Genomic DNA, 16,774 nt, shown 5'->3' on the forward strand with positions numbered 1-16,774 from the left:
ACGCTGCAGCCCGACCTCGAACGACGAGGCGGGTGGGAAGGGGGCGGCCCTGCCGTGGGCCACCCCCTTTTCCGATCTGATTGAGGGCTTTTCTGTAGCAGGGGAATGTCATGACCGAAGATACCAGCCGTGCACGCGACCTCCTTCGTATCGCTTTGGAATTGCTGCAGGATGATGAGGCTCTGGTGGCCGCAGCAATGATCTCGGGCGCGATCAGCGTTCTGGACGCAGGTGCAGGATCGGGCGCAAGATCGAAGGCCGATTTTCGTCCGTTGACCCTGCCGCGTCTGGCAGTGAGGGACTATCGCAGCTGCGCTTGACTGCTGCACGGTTACGTATTGCTGCTTACGGGGGATTATTCTCAGCCGTTATTGATTTGGAAACTGGAAACAACCTAAGTGGTATCAATTAAGTCCGGATTGAAGAAGTCCAGGCTTGGAGGGGGAAAGAAGAGAGACGTTGCATGAGCAACAATGAGGCCGTGGTGCTGCTGATCGACGATGTCAGTGCGATCGTCGAAGAGCTGCTGACCTTCATGGAACTTCACGGAATCCCCGCGGTCGGGGTGTCCAACCTCGACCAGGCGATTGCCGCGCTCGAGGCGCATCCCGCCATCAGGGTTCTGGCCTGCGACGTGCGACTGGGACATGAATCCGGCCTGTCGATTGTCTCTCGCGTGCGGGAACATGCGCAGCTTGGCAGACGGGACTTTCGCTTTCTCTTCATGACCGGGGACCAGATCACGGCAGACATGGACGCAGCCACGCCCGATTATCTGGTTCTGACCAAGCCGGTGCAGCCACAACTGCTGATCGGCACGCTTCTCCAGATGCTGGGCGAAGCTGCCGTAGAGGAAGGGGGCGTCCAGTGAAGCCCAACGAAATCACCCAGCGGGACATCGACAAATGGACCCGCGGCGGGCCTGACAGCGCGATGTGCCAACCGACCGAGCGCGACGCTTTCCACGCCGACACGGACAGCGACCGTGCCGAGGCTTGGCGACAGTTCGACACCATCGCCGCCAGGGCCCGGCTCGCGGATCTGGGGGAACAAAGCTCTGCGCTGGCGCACGAATTGCGTCAGCCGCTGTTCTCGATCGCTATAGCCAACGAAAATCTGCGCATGATGCTGGCGCTGGGAACCGGAAAGCAGGCGCAGATGGCCAAGGCCGTTGAACGCATTGCCGAGCAGGTTCAACGCGCACAGACCATCATCGACCACACGCTGGCCTACGCTTCGGGGAACAGCCTGGGCAAGGTCAGTTCGGATCTGGGCCTGACGGTAGGGAACGCCGTTCGGTTCCTGCGGCCGCTGTTCGACGCCAGCGGCATAGAGATCGACGATCGCGATGCCCGTGTGCGCGCCGAAGTGGGCGTTTGCCAGATAGAGGCGGAGCAGGTTTTCGTGAACATCCTGCGCAATGCAGTGGAGAGTATCGAGGCACGTCAGGAAGGCGGCTGGGCCGGTACGGGGCGCATCGTCATCCGCTGTGACGTGGGGAACGGCCGGGTGCTGTGCCGGATCAGCGATAATGGCGGTGGCCTGTCGAAGGATCTTGCGGGCTCGGCGTTCGAGCCGTTCTTCACCACCAAGCCGCGCGTGGGAACGGGGCTGGGCCTGCACATCTGCAGGCAGGTTCTGGGGAAGATCGATGGGCGGGTCAGTCTGGATCCCGGCGAAGCGGAGGGTGCCTGCGTAACGATCGACCTGCCGCTGCTGGGCCAGACCGGATAAGCCGTCAGAGATCCTGCCGTCCAAGACGGATGACGAACCGCACCGGTTGACGGCTGCGCACTACGCAGCGAAAATCGCCCAGGGTATCCCGGGCAACCTGCTGCACCAGCCATAGAGTGGCTTCGTCGATCCGGCGGGCCGGGATCGGCTGCCCCTCATCATCGATGCATTCCACGGTCAGCACGACATGTGCGGGCGTGGTCTTGGCGTGGAGCAGCACTTCGCCCCGCTGCTTGGCGCCGTTCGGGCCCAGGAAGCTGCCGAAGGCACTCAGCAGCGCGGCCACGGCCATCATCTGCAGCGCGCCGTACTGGGCAGGTACCAGTTCATCCAGGGCGTTGCCGCGCATGTTCACGGTGACGCCGTAATGGCGGACGTTTGATCGGGTGGTGGCGATCGCGCAGTCAAGCGCGCTGCGCACGGTCAGCGGCCGGTCGCCTTCACGCCCGTCGCGCCCAAACCAGCGAAACAGGCTGAGGATATGGGCCGCTCCTTCGGTATGGCTTGCGATGCGGGCCACGCGTTCCTGAATCTGGCGGCGGCTTTCCTCGTCGATCTCAAGCCGACCGACGATATAATCCATGTTGGCGTTCGCCATCGAGATCACATTCAGCGGTTGCGCCAGATCATGCAGCATCCCGCTGGTGATGCGACCAAGCAGCAGATCACGCGTGACTTCGACCATGCCGCCTTCCCCCCAGGCCAGCAGCCTTGCGTCCACCACTGCCAGATGGCGCGCGATACCGGCCCCTATGAACGCGGCACATAACGAAGCCATGATGGCCAGCGGTACATGGACAGGAGCGGGAGCGTGGAAGCTGGCGGCCAGGCACAGCGCGCCCAACGCCATCGCCATTGGCCAGGACCAGCGTGGAGCATTCAGCAGGGCAGGCACCATCCGACGTGGCAGCAGCGCCGCCAGACACAGCAGCGCCACGTCCGTCCAATAAAACGCTGAGCTGCCGATGCCGGGGCTCCACAGCAGCCCGGACAGCAGGACCACGATTGCGCCGATCGTAAGCGCGGGGTGACGCAGGATCAGCAGCGCCCCTGCCGAGGACGCCGCAATAGCTCCGGCGCCAGACGTCTCGGTGGCAGTGAGCCCCAGGACGGTCGCGCAAAGCGCCATGACGGCAGGATAGAGCTTAACGGCATCGTTCCCCCCTCGCAGGCCCAGAGAACCAACAGAACGGGTTATGAGCGGGCACTCCAGGCACGGCCGGCCCGGCTGATATCGATCCTGCTGCCGGTGATATGCCCAGCAAGCAGCAGCCTCCTGTACGAGCGTGTCGTTGCCATCCTAATCACCATCTCCAGACCATCGTTGCGCCGATGGTTGCATAAGCAGCCAGCAGGGGCGTTGCTCCCACATGAAGCGCGCAAGTCCTTGCTGCCATCGCGAAATGTCTCTGCGAATCTGCGGGATATGAGCCATCGACGCGCGCAAGTCGACAACCCATGCGCGCATTTTGAAAGTTATTATTTTTAATGCCGGGCTTCAGTTCGCAAATGAGGAAAAGAACCAAAGCGAAGGTTACTTGAATACATGAACTTGCGGGCAGAAACCTGCATTCCGGGGCAATTACATACATAGGTTAATGTGCGGAGTTCTGCGTGCCAAAACACAACCGCCGCCCGCCGGATGATCCCTTCGCTTCGGCTTTTTCTCCATGAACGGCTGAATCCACACCGCGCTATCATTCAGGAATGAAGGCGATCCTGTCCCGGCAAGGCACGGTTCGGCTTTTTGGGGGCACTCTGGGCTGTGCTCCGTTGCGTAAGCGCAATGGCAAGAGGGGAATTGCATGCGCCTGGGTTCGAAGGCGAAGCTGACGATAGCCGCGGGGCTGGTTGCGGCCACGACGTTCGGCGTGCTCGGCATTCGCGAACTTGGACGATCCGCTACACCGCGCGCAGCACCGGTGCAGGGTATGCCTGCGGGGGCGTCGCAGCCGACTGGCATCGTGCTCGCCACGACGACGCGCGCTGTCCGGATCGGCGAGACGATCACTGCCGACATGATACGTAATGCCCCTTATGATGCAGCCAGGTTTCCTGGCGCGGCTACACCTGCCGAAGTCATCGGTCGGGTGGCGACGCGCGACATCGGCGCCAATCTGCTGATCCCGCGTGAAGCGTTGCAGCAGGAAGGCAAGCTGGCCATCCGCGTTCCGGTAGGAATGCGCGCGATCAGCATCGACACGACGGCGGAAATCGCCGTCGCCGGACAGGTACGCCCCGGAGACCGCGTGGATGTTCAGGTCGTCTACCCCGGAGAAGACGCCATCGGCGGCGCACGGGGCAGCGGTCGCAGCCGCTCCAGCACGCTGCTGCAGCTTGTGCCTGTCCTTGCGGTAGGTGAAGTGGTGGTCGGCGAAGCGGTCAAGGATGGCGTCACCGGCGCGGTTTCGGCTCCGCCCCCTCCTGCGCGTAATCTCACGCTGGCGCTCACCCCGCAGCAGGTTTCCGAACTCTCCCTCGCCAAGAGCACCGGGGCGCTCTACCTGTCGCTGCGCAATCCCGAAGACAAGCAGGAAGTGGCGACCGCGCAGGTGGCGTCCGTGCTTGAAGCGCCGTCGGCAGCGGCACGGCCCGCCCCCATGGCCGTCGCCGCAGCGCCGCCGCCGCGCATGGCGGCCCCGCCGCCGGCACCCAGGCCGCGCAGGACGGCGCCCGCGCCGCACGCCATCGAACTGGTCGTGGGCGGCAACAGCGAAACCATCTATTCGGGGAGTGGCGGGCAATGAAGGCGCTGATCGCAACCGGGCTTTTCGCCTGCTCGGCGCTGACGTCCGTCGCCGCTGCGGCACAGGACCAGCGGACCCTGCAGGTGGACGAGGCGCGGACCCTGAACTTCACCCGCTCCATCGCCCGCATCGAAGTCAGCCGCGACAACGTGATCGCGGTTTCGGCCCCAACCGCGCAGTCGCTGCGCGTTTCGGGGAAAGGCGCGGGCGACGCGGCGCTCAACGTCTATGCGTCCGACGGGTCGATGATCGGGCAGACGCTGTTCCATGTCGATCCGCCGCCGACCGCGTATTCCACTGCGTCCGGGCCGCTGCGCGCGGGGGAAAAGGTGGTGGCAGTCGATGTGCAGTTCGCTGCCGTCTCTTCTTCAACGCTGAAGGCGCTGGGGTTCAGCTTTGCCAAGCTTTCGGGCGACATACAGGGCGCGCTGATCCCGTCCAGCACGCTCAGCAACTATTCGTTCGGCGGAACGGGCCTCAGCGTCGATGCCTCTGCACCGATCCAGAGCGCCTTCAACCTGTTCCTGTCCAGCCGCAACCGGGGCATCGGGGCGGTATTGAGCGCACTGTCTTCCAACGGTCTGTCCGAACTGCTGGCTCAGCCCACCCTGCTGGTTCGCTCGGGCGAGCAGGCGAGCTTCCTAGCCGGCGGCGAGTTTCCGGTGCCCGTGCCGCAGAACACCGGCGGCAACGGCAACACCATCTCGATCCAGTACAAGGAATTCGGCGTGCGTCTTTCGGTGACGCCCTATGTGCTGAGCGACAGCAACATCGTGCTGAAGCTGGCGCCCGAAGTCAGCGAACTGGATTACAACAACGGCGTTCAGCTGCAGGGCTACACCGTTCCCGGCATCCGCCGTCGGTCCACCGAAACGACGGTGGAGCTTGGCAGCGGCCAGAGTTTCGTGATCGCCGGGCTGAACTATTCCAACAGCTCCGTCACCAAGGACAAGGTGCCGTTCCTGGGCGACATTCCGGTGCTGGGCGCCTTCTTCAAGCGGCAGCAGAACCAGAAAGAACGCCAGGAACTCATCATCGTCGCCACGCCGCGGCTGGTTGAGCCGGAAGCGGGCAAGCCGACGCTGGCGACGGTCAACACGGCGATGGATCCCGGCATCGGCAAGATGATCGTCGGCAACGACGGCGTCGAACAGAGCATCAAAACTTTCGGCGTGGTGAGGCGCTGATATGGCACGTATCCACCTTCTTTCGATCGACCGCGCGCTGGCCCAGCGCATCACCGACGCCATGGGTGCCCATGTCACGGTGGAAATGGCGCAGTCGCTGGACGATGCCGAGTTCGACGGGCCGGGCATCGTCGTCATCGACCACGCGTCCATCCCGGCGGAACGCGCCATGGCCTCAGTCATCGCCGAAGTCGCGCAAGTGGCGCCCGGGCGCGCGGTGGTGCTGGCGACGGAGGACATGTACGCAGGTCACGTCCTGCAGGCGATCCGCTCCGGCGCGACGGATGTGCTACCGCGCGGCGCGGTGGCCACGGAAATGCACGAGATTCTCTCGCGCGTGCTCAACTCCTCTCTGGCAAGCCAGGGGCGGCTAGGACGCTTCACGCTGGTGCTGGGGACGGATCGGGATGCCACCGCCGTGCTGGCGACCGACATGGCGCTGGCGCACAGCATCGATGGAGCGGCCACGCTGCTGATCGACTGCACCCTGCCCAGCAGCACCGCGGAGGCTTACCTCGACCTCAAGGTGGATTACGGCGTCGCCTCGGCGATTTCCGACATCGATCGCATGGACGCCAGCCTGCTTGCCGACGCGTTGGTGCGCCACGAACGGACGGGCCTGTCGCTGCTAACGCTGGACGGCGGCACCGGGGCCGAGCCGGTGGGGATCGGGCCCGCCGATATCGTCGGCCTGATCCAGCTCCTGCGCGCAAGCTGCAGCCATGTCGTGCTGTGCGGCGGGTCGTTGCGCAACGGCGGTCTGCTGCGCGAACTGGCATCGCAGGCGCAGAGCGTCGAAGTGGTCTGCAGCCAGTCTATCCGCGAACTGGATGCCACCCGCCGCCTGCTTGACCGGGTGACGCTGGATACTGCCAGCGCCCAGCGCCTGCGGCTGCTGGTGTGGGAACACGATCCGCGCATCCTGCTCGACGGGCGGCGCATGGCCGATGCACTGGACATCGACACGCTGCTGGGCATCCCCGTCGACCGCGTGCGCCAACGCAATGCGCTGAACGCCGGGCGACCGATGATGATCGAGCGCGATGGCGGGGCCTATGCACAGGCCATCCGCCGCGCGTGCGGGATTTCCGCGCAGGCCAAGCCATCGACCTTCGGCATCGACAAGATGCGCCGTGCGATCCTGCGTTCCGTGGAGCGCACTGCATGAGCCTGCTCACCAACGATTTCATTCCCGGCGAAGGCGGCCCTGAACCCCGGCGCAAGGCCGCCATCGCCCAGCCCGCCGCCCAGCGGATGAGCGACAGCTACCAGGCGGTCAAGGCGATCACCTGCGCACAGGTGATTGAGCAGCTTGAGGCGCAGGGCGCCACGGCTGAGGCGCTGGACCGTCGCGCGCTGCGCAACGAGATCGAGCAGGTCATCAACAGCCGCAGCCGCCGCGGACAGCTGGCGCTCAACAGCGCGGAACGGCTGCTGCTGATCGAGGATGTGGAGGACGAGGTCGTCGGCCTTGGCCCGCTGGCGCCGCTGCTGCGCGACGGGACCATCGACGACATCATCGTCAACGGCCCCGGCACCATCTACGCAGAGCGCGGCGGGCTGCTGGAACGGGTGGAGATGCGCTTTCGCGACGACGCGCACCTGATGAACATCATTCAGCGCATCGTCGGCCCCATCGGCCGCCGCGTGGACGAGGCTACGCCTTACGTCGATGCCCGCCTGCCTGACGGATCGCGCGTCAACATCGTCATCCCGCCCATCGCGCTGGACGGGCCGCTGGTGTCGATCCGCAAGTTCCGCCTTCAGGCGCTGAGCGTCGAGGACTGCGTGGCCGGCGGTGTCATGAGCCAGGCGATGGCCGCCTACCTGACCAGCGCGGTGCGCTCGCGCCTGAACATCCTGATCTGCGGCGGCACCGGGGCGGGCAAGTCCACGCTGCTCAACGTGCTTTCCAGCTGCATCAGCAACAAGGAACGCCTCGTCACGATCGAGGACGCCGCCGAACTGCAACTGCGGCAGGAGCACGTCGTTCGCCTTGAAACGCGCCCGCCCAATGTCGACGGCAGCCGCGAAGTCAGCGCCCGCGATCTCGTGCGCAACGCCCTGCGCATGCGGCCCGACCGGATCATCCTGGGCGAAGTTCGCGGCGTGGAGGCGGTGGAGATGCTTCAGGCCATGTCCACCGGCCACGACGGTTCCATGGCGACGTTGCACGCCAACACTCCGCGCGATGCCCTGTCGCGCATAGAGATGCTGCTGGGCTTTGCCGGGCAGCAGAACGACGTGCGCGCGGTGCGCCGCTTTGTGGCAAATTCGATCCACGTCATCGTCAACATCCAGCGACTGGCCAACGGCGCCCGCCGCATCACGTCCGTCGCGGAAGTGACGGGGGTGGAGGGCGAGGCCTATACGCTGAACGAACTGTTCCACTTCGAGGAACATCCGCCGATGTCGGGCGAAGGGCTGCATCGAACCATGTCGCCGCGGCCCTATCACGCTGCCCGGCTCAAGGATTACGTGATGCCGGTGCTGGACGAGGCATCCGGCAGCGTTGCCGGTTCCGGGGAGGCCACGGGATGGTGAAAGGGGGCGCCTACCTTCTGCTGGCGCTGCTCATCATCGGCGCCATGGCATGGCACTGGCTTTCGGAACGCAAGCGCGACCGGGTGGTGCTGGACCGGCGGCTGGAGGCGATCGCCGCGCCCGATGCCGCGCCGGTGCGCCCGATCATCGCCGTCACCGTGCCGGAACGCATGGCACCGCTGCTGGCGCAGGCGCAGGTCGAACTGACCGTCTCCGCTCTCCAGACACTGATCGGCGTGATGCTGCTGGCGACGCTGGCGGTGCTGCTGCTGTTCGGCCCCGCCGCTGCGCTGGTGCTGGTCGTCGGGCTGCCGCTGGCAGCGCTGTCGTGGTTGCAGGGTCGCGCGCGCAAGCGGATCGATGCCCTGACCGAGGCGTTGCCGCTCTATCTCGACGGTGTGCGCCAGCTCCAGGCGGTGGGCAATTCGCTGTCGCAGGCGCTGACACGCGCGCTGGCCGATGCGCCTGACGCCGTGCGCAGCTACTTTGCGCCGGTCGGCCGCCGCCTGGCGATGGGTGCGCCGGTTGCGGAAACGCTGCAGCAGTTGGCGGACCGGCTGCAGGTGCCCGAGGTATCCATGATCGCCGCCGCCATCCGCACCAACCTGCGTTATGGCGGGTCGATCGCGACAGTTTTCAGCAACCTTGCCAACATCCTGCGCGAACGCGTGCGGATCCGGCGCGAATTGCAGGCCGCAACGTCCGAGGCCAAGGTCAGCGCCCGCGTGCTGATCGCCATGCCGCTGCTGGCGATGACCCTGCTGGTCGCAATGAACCGCGCCTATATCGAGTTCTTCTTCGACGATCCGCGCGGACGCACGATGGCGCTGGTGGCGATCGTCATGGAAGTGCTGGGCATCGCGATCATCCGCCGCATGCTGAGGCTGGCGTTCTGATGTCCGGCTTGCTCGCCCTCCTTTCGTTCATGGCCGCGCTCGCGGGAATCGCGGTCGCGCTGGTGGGGCTGCGCTGGCTGCAGGTAGACGCGCGACTGGGCGCGCGGATCGACGGGCAGGCGGCGATCGGAACGGGTGCGCCACGCGGCTGGAAGAATCTGCGCGCGCCGCGCGCGCTGCTGGCGCGAGGGCGGGACCGGGACGAGATCGAGAAGCGCCTTCGTGCCGCCGGGTACTTCGAACCCGGCGCGATGGACGTCTTCGTCGCCCTGCGGCTGGCCGCGACACTGGCGGTGATGGTCGCCTCGCTGGTCACCTGCTTCCTCGTCACCGGCAATCCGCTGCGCCCGATCTTCCCGACCTTTGCGCTGACAGGGCTGACCTACATCGGCGCGAAGTACGTCCTGCAGATGCGCGCTGCCTCTCGCGAGCGGGTGCTGACGGCAGAGTTTCCCTTCCTCCTCGATCTGATGCTGATGATGCTGGAAAGCGGCGTGTCGCTGGATCAGTGCTTTCGCGGCATCGCGCGCGACGAGCGGGTGGCCGTGCCCAACCACGCCCGGCTGGTGGCGATGCTGGTGGAGGATCTGGATCGCGGGCAGGACTATCAGGTCGCCTTCGATCGCTGGGCAACCCGCGTGAACGTGCAGGGATCGCGCGAATTGGCCGCGCTGCTCCGCCAGTCGCTGTTTCAGGGCATGGAACTGGTGCCCGCCCTGCGTGAGTTCATCCGCGAATTTTCCCAGCGCCGCGTCGCCCGCGCGCGTGAGGCGATCGGCAAGATCACCGTGCGGATGGTGGTGCTGATGCTGGTGTTCTTCATGCCCGCTCTGTTCATCGTGCTGGCCGGTCCGCCGGTGGCCGCGATCCTCGATTCCCTGCGGAGTACCGGAAAGTGACGCGACACCTTCTGCCCCTCGGCGTCCTGCTTCTGGCGAGCGTCGCCGCAGTTCCTGCATTCGCCGTCGATCGCACGGCTGCGGTGCAGGAAGAGAACTCCACGCGCACGCTTTACCTCACACTGATCCGGCAGGCACGCGACGATGGCCGGGCGCGGGCGGCGCTGGCCTATCTCGACGATTTCGACCGCCAGCATCCGGATGACCGTGACGCGCGGGTGCTGCGGGTCAACTGCCTCCTGGACCTCGGCCAAGTCGAGGCCGCGCGCACAGCGCTGGGTCGGATCGCCGCGAACGACCGCAGCGGTGCGGCCCTGGCAGTGCGCGGCCATGTGCTGGCGGCAGAGGAGCAGTGGCCGCAGGCGGCGGTGCAATACGCGGCGGCGCTTCAGGCCAGCCCTGCCGATCCTTTCATCGCCAACGCGCTGGGCTATGCCCGCCTGCGCTCCGGCCTGACGGCGCAGGCTGTCGAGACGCTGCGTTCTGCGCACGACCTTGTGCCGGATGACGGGACAGTGCGCAACAACCTGATTCTGGCGCTGACGCTGAACGGTCGACTGGGAGAGGCGGACGCCCTGCTCGCCCGCATTCCCGACGCCAAGGCCAAGGCCCGGCTTCGCGGACAGATCGCACGGGAAGCGGCGCGCATTGCCGCTGCAGGAGGCGCCATGATGCGTGCCGGATCATGACCGTCGTGGCGGCAGTCATGCGGCAGGCCCGCCGGCTGCGGCGCAACGAGCGCGGCGCGATCGCGCCCGCCGTGGCCGTGCTGGGCGTGCCGCTGCTGCTGTCCGCCGGGTTGGCGCTGGACGTAGCGCTCTATTACAGTGGCAACCGCGAACTGCGGGTGGCGACCGAAGCCGCTGCGCTGGCAGCGGCCATGAATCCCGCTCAGGCCGAAGCGCGCGCGCGCAGCTATCTCGCTGCGAACGGATATTCGGATGCGTCCGTCCTGAAGCGTGTCGAGGTGGGCTATTACTGTGCCGATGTCGGTCGCGCCTCGGGATCGCGTTTTTCGCTGACGCCGGACAGTGCGAGCTGTCCGGGCAGTTCGGTGGTCAATGCCGTGCGGCTGACCACAGGCCGGCCCAGCAAGCGCTTCCTGACCGGCACCCTGGGCAACCTCAGTCCGATCCCCGACCTTGCCGACACCGCTGCTGCGGCGCGCATCGACGAGGCGGGCGTGTCGGTGACGACCGGGCTGCTGACCGTGACCAACACGCTGGTGCTGTCGGTCAACAACCTGCTTGGCACGCTGCTGGGAATCCAGCTGCGTCTGACCAGCGCCGACATCGAGGCGCTGATGGGCGGCAACGTCGATGCCGGGCGATTCTTCGATGCTCTGGCACGGCGGACGGGCCAATCCGGAACGTACCAGCAACTGGTGCAGGGTACTTACGGCATCAGCGACATCGCCAATGCCGCTGCAGATGCCGCCTACAGCCCGGCTACCGCCACGGCCTTGCGCACCTTCGCAGCGGCGGCAGGCAACGGTTATCGCGTGCCGATGGGAGGCCTGTTCGGGCTGGGCGTTTGGAAGAACATGCCCGTAGGCGAGGCAGACGTGCAGCCGGCGCTTCGTGCGGGCCTTAACGCCTATCAGCTTGTGTCCTATGCGGTCCAGTCAGGGCCTGGCGTGATCGACGCATCGCATCTGGTCAGCCTTGTGGTGCCCAACAGCACGGTCGTGGTGAAGGCCGTGGGCACGGGTCTGATGGACCGCCCGCGCTTCGCCTTCGGACCTGCGGGCGAGACGATGGTGGGCACATCGATGCTGCGGCTGCAGGTCGATGTGCGGTTGGTCAACCTCAACGTGCTCAACCTGGTGGGCAGCGAGGCCACGGTGCCGCTGGTCGTCGACGTCGATGCGGCGGACGCCACGGTATCCGCGATCGACTGTGCCGGAGAGACCGAGCAGAGCAGCCGCACCCGTGTGACCACCACCGTCAATTCGGGGCTGGTGAACGTCTATCTGGGCAGGCTGGTCAAAGCCAGTGCGATGACCAAGCCGGTGCCGCCGCTCAGCGACAGCGACTTTGAATACGGCAAGATTCTCGATCTCCGGGTGCTGGATCTGTTGGGCGGGCTGAGCGTGGTGAGCGTGCACGGCAAGGCGATCGTCAAGCCGGTCCTCGGAAGGCGAAGCGCTTCGGTTGTGTTCGGACCGGGCGGCGCCGGAACGATCGGGAACGCTGCTTCTCAGGGGCAGGGGGTCGTGGTCGGCAATCGTCTTCAAGTTGGCGCTACCCTGCAGGGGTTGGCCAGCAATGTGAAGGTGCAGACCTGTGCAGCAGGTTTGCTTTGCCTCCCTGTCGACAACAGTTCGCCTGTAGGATCGACCGTGCTGGGCGTGGTTGGCGCAGTGGGCGGCCTCCTGGGATCAACGACGGACCCACTGCTGGACAACCTTCTGGCTGCTCTCGGCGTACAGTTGGGCCATGCGACAGTATGGACGACTGGTGTGCGCTGCGGCGCTCCGGTGCTGATATAATGACAAGTTTGTCGAACCTAATAAGTATATATACTCAAGTTAACGAAATTCACACCAAGTACACTCTATATGATTCGGATATTAGAAAGATAAAATCTCCGCAAAATGCGGGATTATGATTGGCTTTCTGCGACGGCTTCGGTCTCCCGACGGGGTCGTGTATTTAATGGGAGCTAGATGGGGAAGTTATCATGATGCATTCCATTCGCAATTTCGTCTCGCGTGTCCGGAGCGATGAACGCGGCCTGACCGCCGTGGAGTATGCAGTACTTGGCGGGATCGTCGTTGCAGCCATCGTGGCGATCGGCAGCACCTTCCAGAGCGACCTCTCGGGCGCATTCACCAGCCTGTTTGACCGGACCCCCGGCTAAGAGGAGTCCGGCACCATGCGCAGGACAGCGGGGCCAGTGGTCCGATTGCTGAAATGCGAAAAAGGTATTGCGGCGCTGGAGTTTGCCTTGCTGGCTCCGGCGCTGCTTGCCCTTGCGTTCTCGATCATCGTCTACTCCATCTACTTCACGGCCGTAATCGGCGTGAGGCAGGCAGCGGCAGAGGGGGCGAGGGCGGCGGTTGCGGGCCTGTCCAGCGCCGAGCGCGTGACACTGGCTCGCAGCCGTGCACAAACGGTCATCGACAACTACGGGTCACTTCTGGGCGGTCGGGCAGTGCCACAGATCACTGCAGGACCGGGACTTGTTTCCGGCACCTTTCGGGTCCAAGTCAGCTATGACATGAGTGGCAGCGCAATCATGCGATACGGGTCGTTCGTCCCGTTGCCTAACAGTAATATCCAGGCAAGTGTAACGGTCACCAACGGGGGATATTGACATGGAAGCTGCAGGATACTTTTATCTTGCCCTTCTGATACTCGTTCTAATTCCGATTGTGATCCTGCCGTGGGAAGGAAAGTCCACACCGGACTGGCTTTACATGCTGCTCGCCGGATCCGGCCTTGCCGGAGCGACGGTCGTGGGTGGTGTTTCAGGCCTGATGCTGTCCTGTGCAGCGGGACTGGGCTTCCTGGGACTGGCCAGCCTGGCGGTTACGGCGCTGCGGAAAAGGACCCGCACGCGCATTTTGACTGGCGGCCAGATCAAGCTCATCGGCGCGGGCGCTACATGGCTTGGCATCCACGGAGCGCTGGCGATGGTAGTGGTGGCCGCTGTCGTCCTCGTCATCCTTGTGGCGATCCAGCGCGCCGGGGCGGTCCGACGGCGCCCGGACGCATCGGCGGTGCTGGCAGTGGCTATTCTGTCAGTCGCCGTGCAACAACATCTGCCGGGAATGTGATAAAGGCATTCGCACAAGATACGATGGGAAGATGCGATGCCTAAAAGTTGGCGAACACGCCTGGGCTCTCTACTTGGCCCACAGCCTATCGAATCCGAAGACCTCACTGCAACAAGCGCGGAGGAGAGAGCGCGGATGGCGGAAATACCAAAAGCGATGGAGGCTGGCCTTTTCAGGCAGGTGGAGCCGGTGCTGGTCGTCGATGACGACACGGACTGGGGCATGGAATGCGCTTTCGCGCTGCGGCAAATGGGTTACGAGCCCTTTGTGGCCGCCAGCGGAGAAGAAGCGCTGGAACTCTTTCGGGCGCACGCCATCTCGATCGCGATCGTCGATTACAACCTGCCCGGCTTGCACGGCATCACCCTTGTGGGCGAAATGGCGCGGCACGCCGATGAGATGGGGCGCCAGTTACGCTTCATCATGGCGACGGGGCATGCCACGAAGGATGTCGCCATCGATGCCATGCGCGCCTCGGCGGTGGATTTCCTCGAAAAGCCGATCAGCCAGGCCGATCTGCGCCGTGCCCTTCAGCGTGTTCAGGGGCTGCCCGAGGCCACGGGGCCGCGCAGGGTGCTGCTTGACCGGATGTCCACGCTCAGCACCGAACTGCAGCGGCTGGCGCACCTGATCGACGAACCGGGGGCCGCTTCGGTGACGTCTCTGCCGACGTCCGAACCGGAACCTGTCATAGCGGCTCCAATCCCGTCCGCCGAGCGCGAGCCGATCGGCACAATGCAGTTGACGTCGCTCATCCGCGACCTGCTCAGACGCGAAATGAAGCGCCGGGCGATCGGCGGCGGCGAACTGTTCGGCGATCCCACCTGGGCCATGCTGCTGGACTTGCTGCTCGCCAAGATCGAGGGTCGCCGGGTTTCCGTATCCAGCGCCTGCATCGCGTCGGGCGCACCGATGAGCACCGCGCTGCGGCTGGTACGGCGGCTGGTGGATGAAGGTGTGCTGCGCCGCCTGCCGGACGAACAGGATCGCCGCCGGCACTTCCTGGCGATCAATCCCAAGTTCGAACAGCCGCTCATGGATTACCTGACCGACCAGTTGCGGCAGCAGGGCCTGTAGGCTCCTCAGGCGGCAAGCGCTTCGGATCTGGCGTCCACGGTCACCCGATTGCGGCCTTCGCGCTTGGAGCGATAAAGCGCGGCATCCGCAGCCTTGATCAAGGTGGAGCCGTCGCGTTCCATGCTTTCTTCCCAGGTGGCGATGCCGAACGACATCGTCATCGACCCCAGGGTGCGGCCGCCCTGGTTGACGGTCAGCTCGCTGATCGCCCGACGGACCGCATCGACGCGCGCTGCAAGGGTCGCGGCAGAAGTGCCGGGCGCGATGATCGTGAACTCCTCTCCGCCAAACCGGCATACCACGTCACCATCGCGGAACCGCGCGCGCATCTCGGCAGCCACGGCCTGCAACACCGCGTCTCCGGCATCGTGGCCGAATTCGTCGTTGAACCGCTTGAAGTGATCGACGTCGCACATGACCAGGCTGAGCGGGCTGGCCGAGCGCGACGCGCGCGCGATTTCCAGCGCCAGCGTCTCTTCCATGTAGCGCCGGTTGAACAGGCTGGTGAGCGGGTCGCGAATGGTCTGTTCGCGCAAGCCGCGTTGCAGCCGGTGATTGACCAGCGCAGAGGCGATATTTTCGGTCAGCACCGTCAGGCGGAAGCGGTTCTCTGTTCCGACCACTCCCTTGAGGTAGAGTACGCCGATCACCTCCCCGCCCGCCAGCAGCGGTTCGCAATGGTAGTGGTCGGTCTGTTCGCCGACATGGGTGCAGACTATGTCGGAATCGGCCTCGATAACGAAGTGGCTCTGGCCACGTCGAAGCGCCCAGCACTGGTCCGGGGCGAATCCGGCAGCGGATACGTCCAGGCCACCCCACGCGGCGATCGGCACCAGCAGGTTGCGCGAATTGTTGTGGGCATAAAGCGCGCCGGGGATCTCGGGCAGGACGCGCGGGACGAAGACGCGGATGATCGCGGCCAGTTCCTCGTCCGTGCGGGCCGCCTGCATGCGATGCGCCATGCCGCCGAGCAGTTCGATGACCTCGCCACGCTCCCGCAGGATTTCGGTGTTGCGGCTGAGTTCGGCGTTGGCGCCGTGCAGGCGCTTCTGGCTTTCGTGCTGGTCGGCGACGGCGGTTTCCAGCTCGTCGGCCATGGCGTTGTAGCCGTTGGCAAGCCGCTCGAACTCGCTGGATTCCATGCGGGTGGCAACGCGCGCGCTGCGGTCGCCGGCTCCCAGCAGGCCCATCACGGTCATCATCTCGTCCACCGGACGGCGAATGCGGCGAATCAGGGAGCCGGCGGTATAGGCGATGGCCGCCATCGTCAGCGGCACCCCTGCCAGCACGAGCCAGGTGATGTAGCCCAGCCTGCGTTCCACAGTCTCGGTCCGCTCCTTGGACAAAGCGCGCTCTTCGTTCACCAGATCGCTCACGCGCGCATCGACGATCTGCATGAGGTAGCGCCCCTGCCCGGAAGCCACCGCCTTTTGCGCGCCGCCGAAATCACCGGCGCGGGTCTGGCGTGAAATCTGCTCCAGCAGGTCTGCGCGCTGGGTTATCAAGGCGCGGATCTGCGCTGCGCGTTCGTTCTGGACGGGGTTGTCCTTGGTCAGTACCACCAGTTCTGCAGCGGCGGATCGCGCATCGCCGATCGCGCTCTCGACCGTTTCGCCGAATTCAGGCTGGTGAGTCAGCGCAAAGCCACGTTCGCCGGATTCCGCCCGTTGCAGGTGGCCGATCGCGCGGTTGGCAGTTTTCAAGACCTGGGCAGAGTGCGTCACCCACGCGAGGCTGGCGCGGGTCTGTGCCGACCCTTCCAGCAAAAGACCCGCCAGCAACGCCAGCAGCAGGCACAGCAGAGCGCACAGGATGACGATGCGACGCGACAAGGATCCGACCAAGGGAATCTCCGTAGTGCGGAAAGTCGTAGCCCTTGATCAAATGCCCCGGCGTTGCAACATAAATT

17 protein-coding genes are annotated in these 16,774 nt (G+C 65.1%); 15 read left to right on the forward strand and 2 right to left on the reverse strand.

What is annotated here, in order from left to right:
• Positions 1-110 precede the first annotated feature (110 nt).
• The 3 genes from GGR40_RS15730 to GGR40_RS15740 all read left to right on the forward strand — a co-directional run bounded on the left by GGR40_RS15730 (position 111) and on the right by GGR40_RS15740 (position 1,734).
• On the forward strand, positions 111-320 hold the full coding sequence (locus tag GGR40_RS15730) for a hypothetical protein (RefSeq protein WP_429277185.1): 210 nt from the start codon (positions 111-113) through the stop codon (positions 318-320).
• A gap of 143 nt (positions 321-463) precedes the next feature.
• The gene (locus GGR40_RS15735; RefSeq protein ID WP_429277186.1) at positions 464-871 is read left to right on the forward strand and encodes a response regulator; all 408 of its coding nucleotides are present in this window, start codon (positions 464-466) and stop codon (positions 869-871) included.
• The gene (locus GGR40_RS15740; RefSeq protein WP_429277187.1) at positions 868-1,734 is read left to right on the forward strand and encodes a sensor histidine kinase; all 867 of its coding nucleotides are present in this window, start codon (positions 868-870) and stop codon (positions 1,732-1,734) included. The genes GGR40_RS15735 and GGR40_RS15740 overlap by 4 nt, the downstream gene beginning before the upstream one ends.
• Before the next feature lie 4 nt (positions 1,735-1,738).
• Here the strand turns inward: GGR40_RS15740 and GGR40_RS15745 are convergent, their stop codons facing one another.
• Entirely contained in the window at positions 1,739-2,863 is a 1,125-nt protein-coding gene (locus tag GGR40_RS15745; RefSeq protein WP_429277188.1) for a sensor histidine kinase, read from the reverse strand.
• Between the two features lie 676 nt (positions 2,864-3,539).
• Between GGR40_RS15745 and cpaB the strand changes: the two genes are divergently transcribed.
• From cpaB to GGR40_RS15805, 12 genes are all read left to right on the forward strand, one after another.
• Positions 3,540-4,481 carry a Flp pilus assembly protein CpaB gene (gene cpaB / locus GGR40_RS15750; protein ID WP_429277189.1) on the forward strand — a complete coding sequence of 314 codons (942 nt, stop codon included), beginning with the start codon at positions 3,540-3,542 and terminating at the stop codon, positions 4,479-4,481.
• Positions 4,478-5,668 (forward strand): type II and III secretion system protein family protein, encoded by a 1,191-nt coding sequence (locus GGR40_RS15755; protein WP_429277190.1) that lies wholly within the window; start codon positions 4,478-4,480, stop codon positions 5,666-5,668. Before cpaB ends, GGR40_RS15755 begins: the two co-directional genes overlap by 4 nt.
• 1 nt (position 5,669) lies before the next feature.
• Positions 5,670-6,836, forward strand: coding sequence for an AAA family ATPase (locus GGR40_RS15760; RefSeq protein WP_429277191.1), 1,167 nt, complete (start codon positions 5,670-5,672; stop codon positions 6,834-6,836).
• The gene (locus GGR40_RS15765) at positions 6,833-8,212 is read left to right on the forward strand and encodes a CpaF family protein (RefSeq protein ID WP_429277192.1); all 1,380 of its coding nucleotides are present in this window, start codon (positions 6,833-6,835) and stop codon (positions 8,210-8,212) included. The genes GGR40_RS15760 and GGR40_RS15765 overlap by 4 nt, the downstream gene beginning before the upstream one ends.
• Positions 8,206-9,108 carry a type II secretion system F family protein gene (locus GGR40_RS15770; RefSeq protein ID WP_429277193.1) on the forward strand — a complete coding sequence of 301 codons (903 nt, stop codon included), beginning with the start codon at positions 8,206-8,208 and terminating at the stop codon, positions 9,106-9,108. The genes GGR40_RS15765 and GGR40_RS15770 overlap by 7 nt, the downstream gene beginning before the upstream one ends.
• Positions 9,108-10,007, forward strand: a complete 900-nt coding sequence (locus GGR40_RS15775) for a type II secretion system F family protein (RefSeq protein ID WP_429277194.1) — start codon at positions 9,108-9,110, stop codon at positions 10,005-10,007. Before GGR40_RS15770 ends, GGR40_RS15775 begins: the two co-directional genes overlap by 1 nt.
• On the forward strand, positions 10,004-10,696 hold the full coding sequence (locus tag GGR40_RS15780; RefSeq protein ID WP_429277195.1) for a tetratricopeptide repeat protein: 693 nt from the start codon (positions 10,004-10,006) through the stop codon (positions 10,694-10,696). Before GGR40_RS15775 ends, GGR40_RS15780 begins: the two co-directional genes overlap by 4 nt.
• Positions 10,693-12,498: a pilus assembly protein TadG-related protein gene (locus GGR40_RS15785; protein WP_429277196.1), complete on the forward strand. Its 1,806-nt coding sequence runs from the start codon at positions 10,693-10,695 to the stop codon at positions 12,496-12,498. Before GGR40_RS15780 ends, GGR40_RS15785 begins: the two co-directional genes overlap by 4 nt.
• Positions 12,499-12,689: 191 nt before the next feature.
• Entirely contained in the window at positions 12,690-12,869 is a 180-nt protein-coding gene (locus tag GGR40_RS15790) for a Flp family type IVb pilin (protein WP_429277197.1), read from the forward strand.
• Between the two features lie 15 nt (positions 12,870-12,884).
• A complete protein-coding gene (locus tag GGR40_RS15795; RefSeq protein ID WP_429277198.1) occupies positions 12,885-13,325 on the forward strand; it encodes a TadE/TadG family type IV pilus assembly protein in 441 nt (146 codons plus the stop codon).
• A gap of 1 nt (position 13,326) precedes the next feature.
• Positions 13,327-13,788 carry a hypothetical protein gene (locus GGR40_RS15800; RefSeq protein WP_429277199.1) on the forward strand — a complete coding sequence of 154 codons (462 nt, stop codon included), beginning with the start codon at positions 13,327-13,329 and terminating at the stop codon, positions 13,786-13,788.
• Between the two features lie 135 nt (positions 13,789-13,923).
• Positions 13,924-14,865: a response regulator gene (locus GGR40_RS15805; RefSeq protein WP_429277200.1), complete on the forward strand. Its 942-nt coding sequence runs from the start codon at positions 13,924-13,926 to the stop codon at positions 14,863-14,865.
• A 5-nt stretch (positions 14,866-14,870) separates the two neighbouring features.
• On the opposite strand, the gene GGR40_RS15810 is transcribed toward GGR40_RS15805, so the two are convergent.
• Entirely contained in the window at positions 14,871-16,709 is a 1,839-nt protein-coding gene (locus GGR40_RS15810) for a sensor domain-containing diguanylate cyclase (RefSeq protein ID WP_429277201.1), read from the reverse strand.
• Between the last annotated feature and the right edge of the window lie 65 nt (positions 16,710-16,774).

Origin of the sequence: Novosphingobium gossypii, assembly GCF_050433305.1 — a bacterium.
Lineage (GTDB): Bacteria > Pseudomonadota > Alphaproteobacteria > Sphingomonadales > Sphingomonadaceae > Novosphingobium > Novosphingobium gossypii.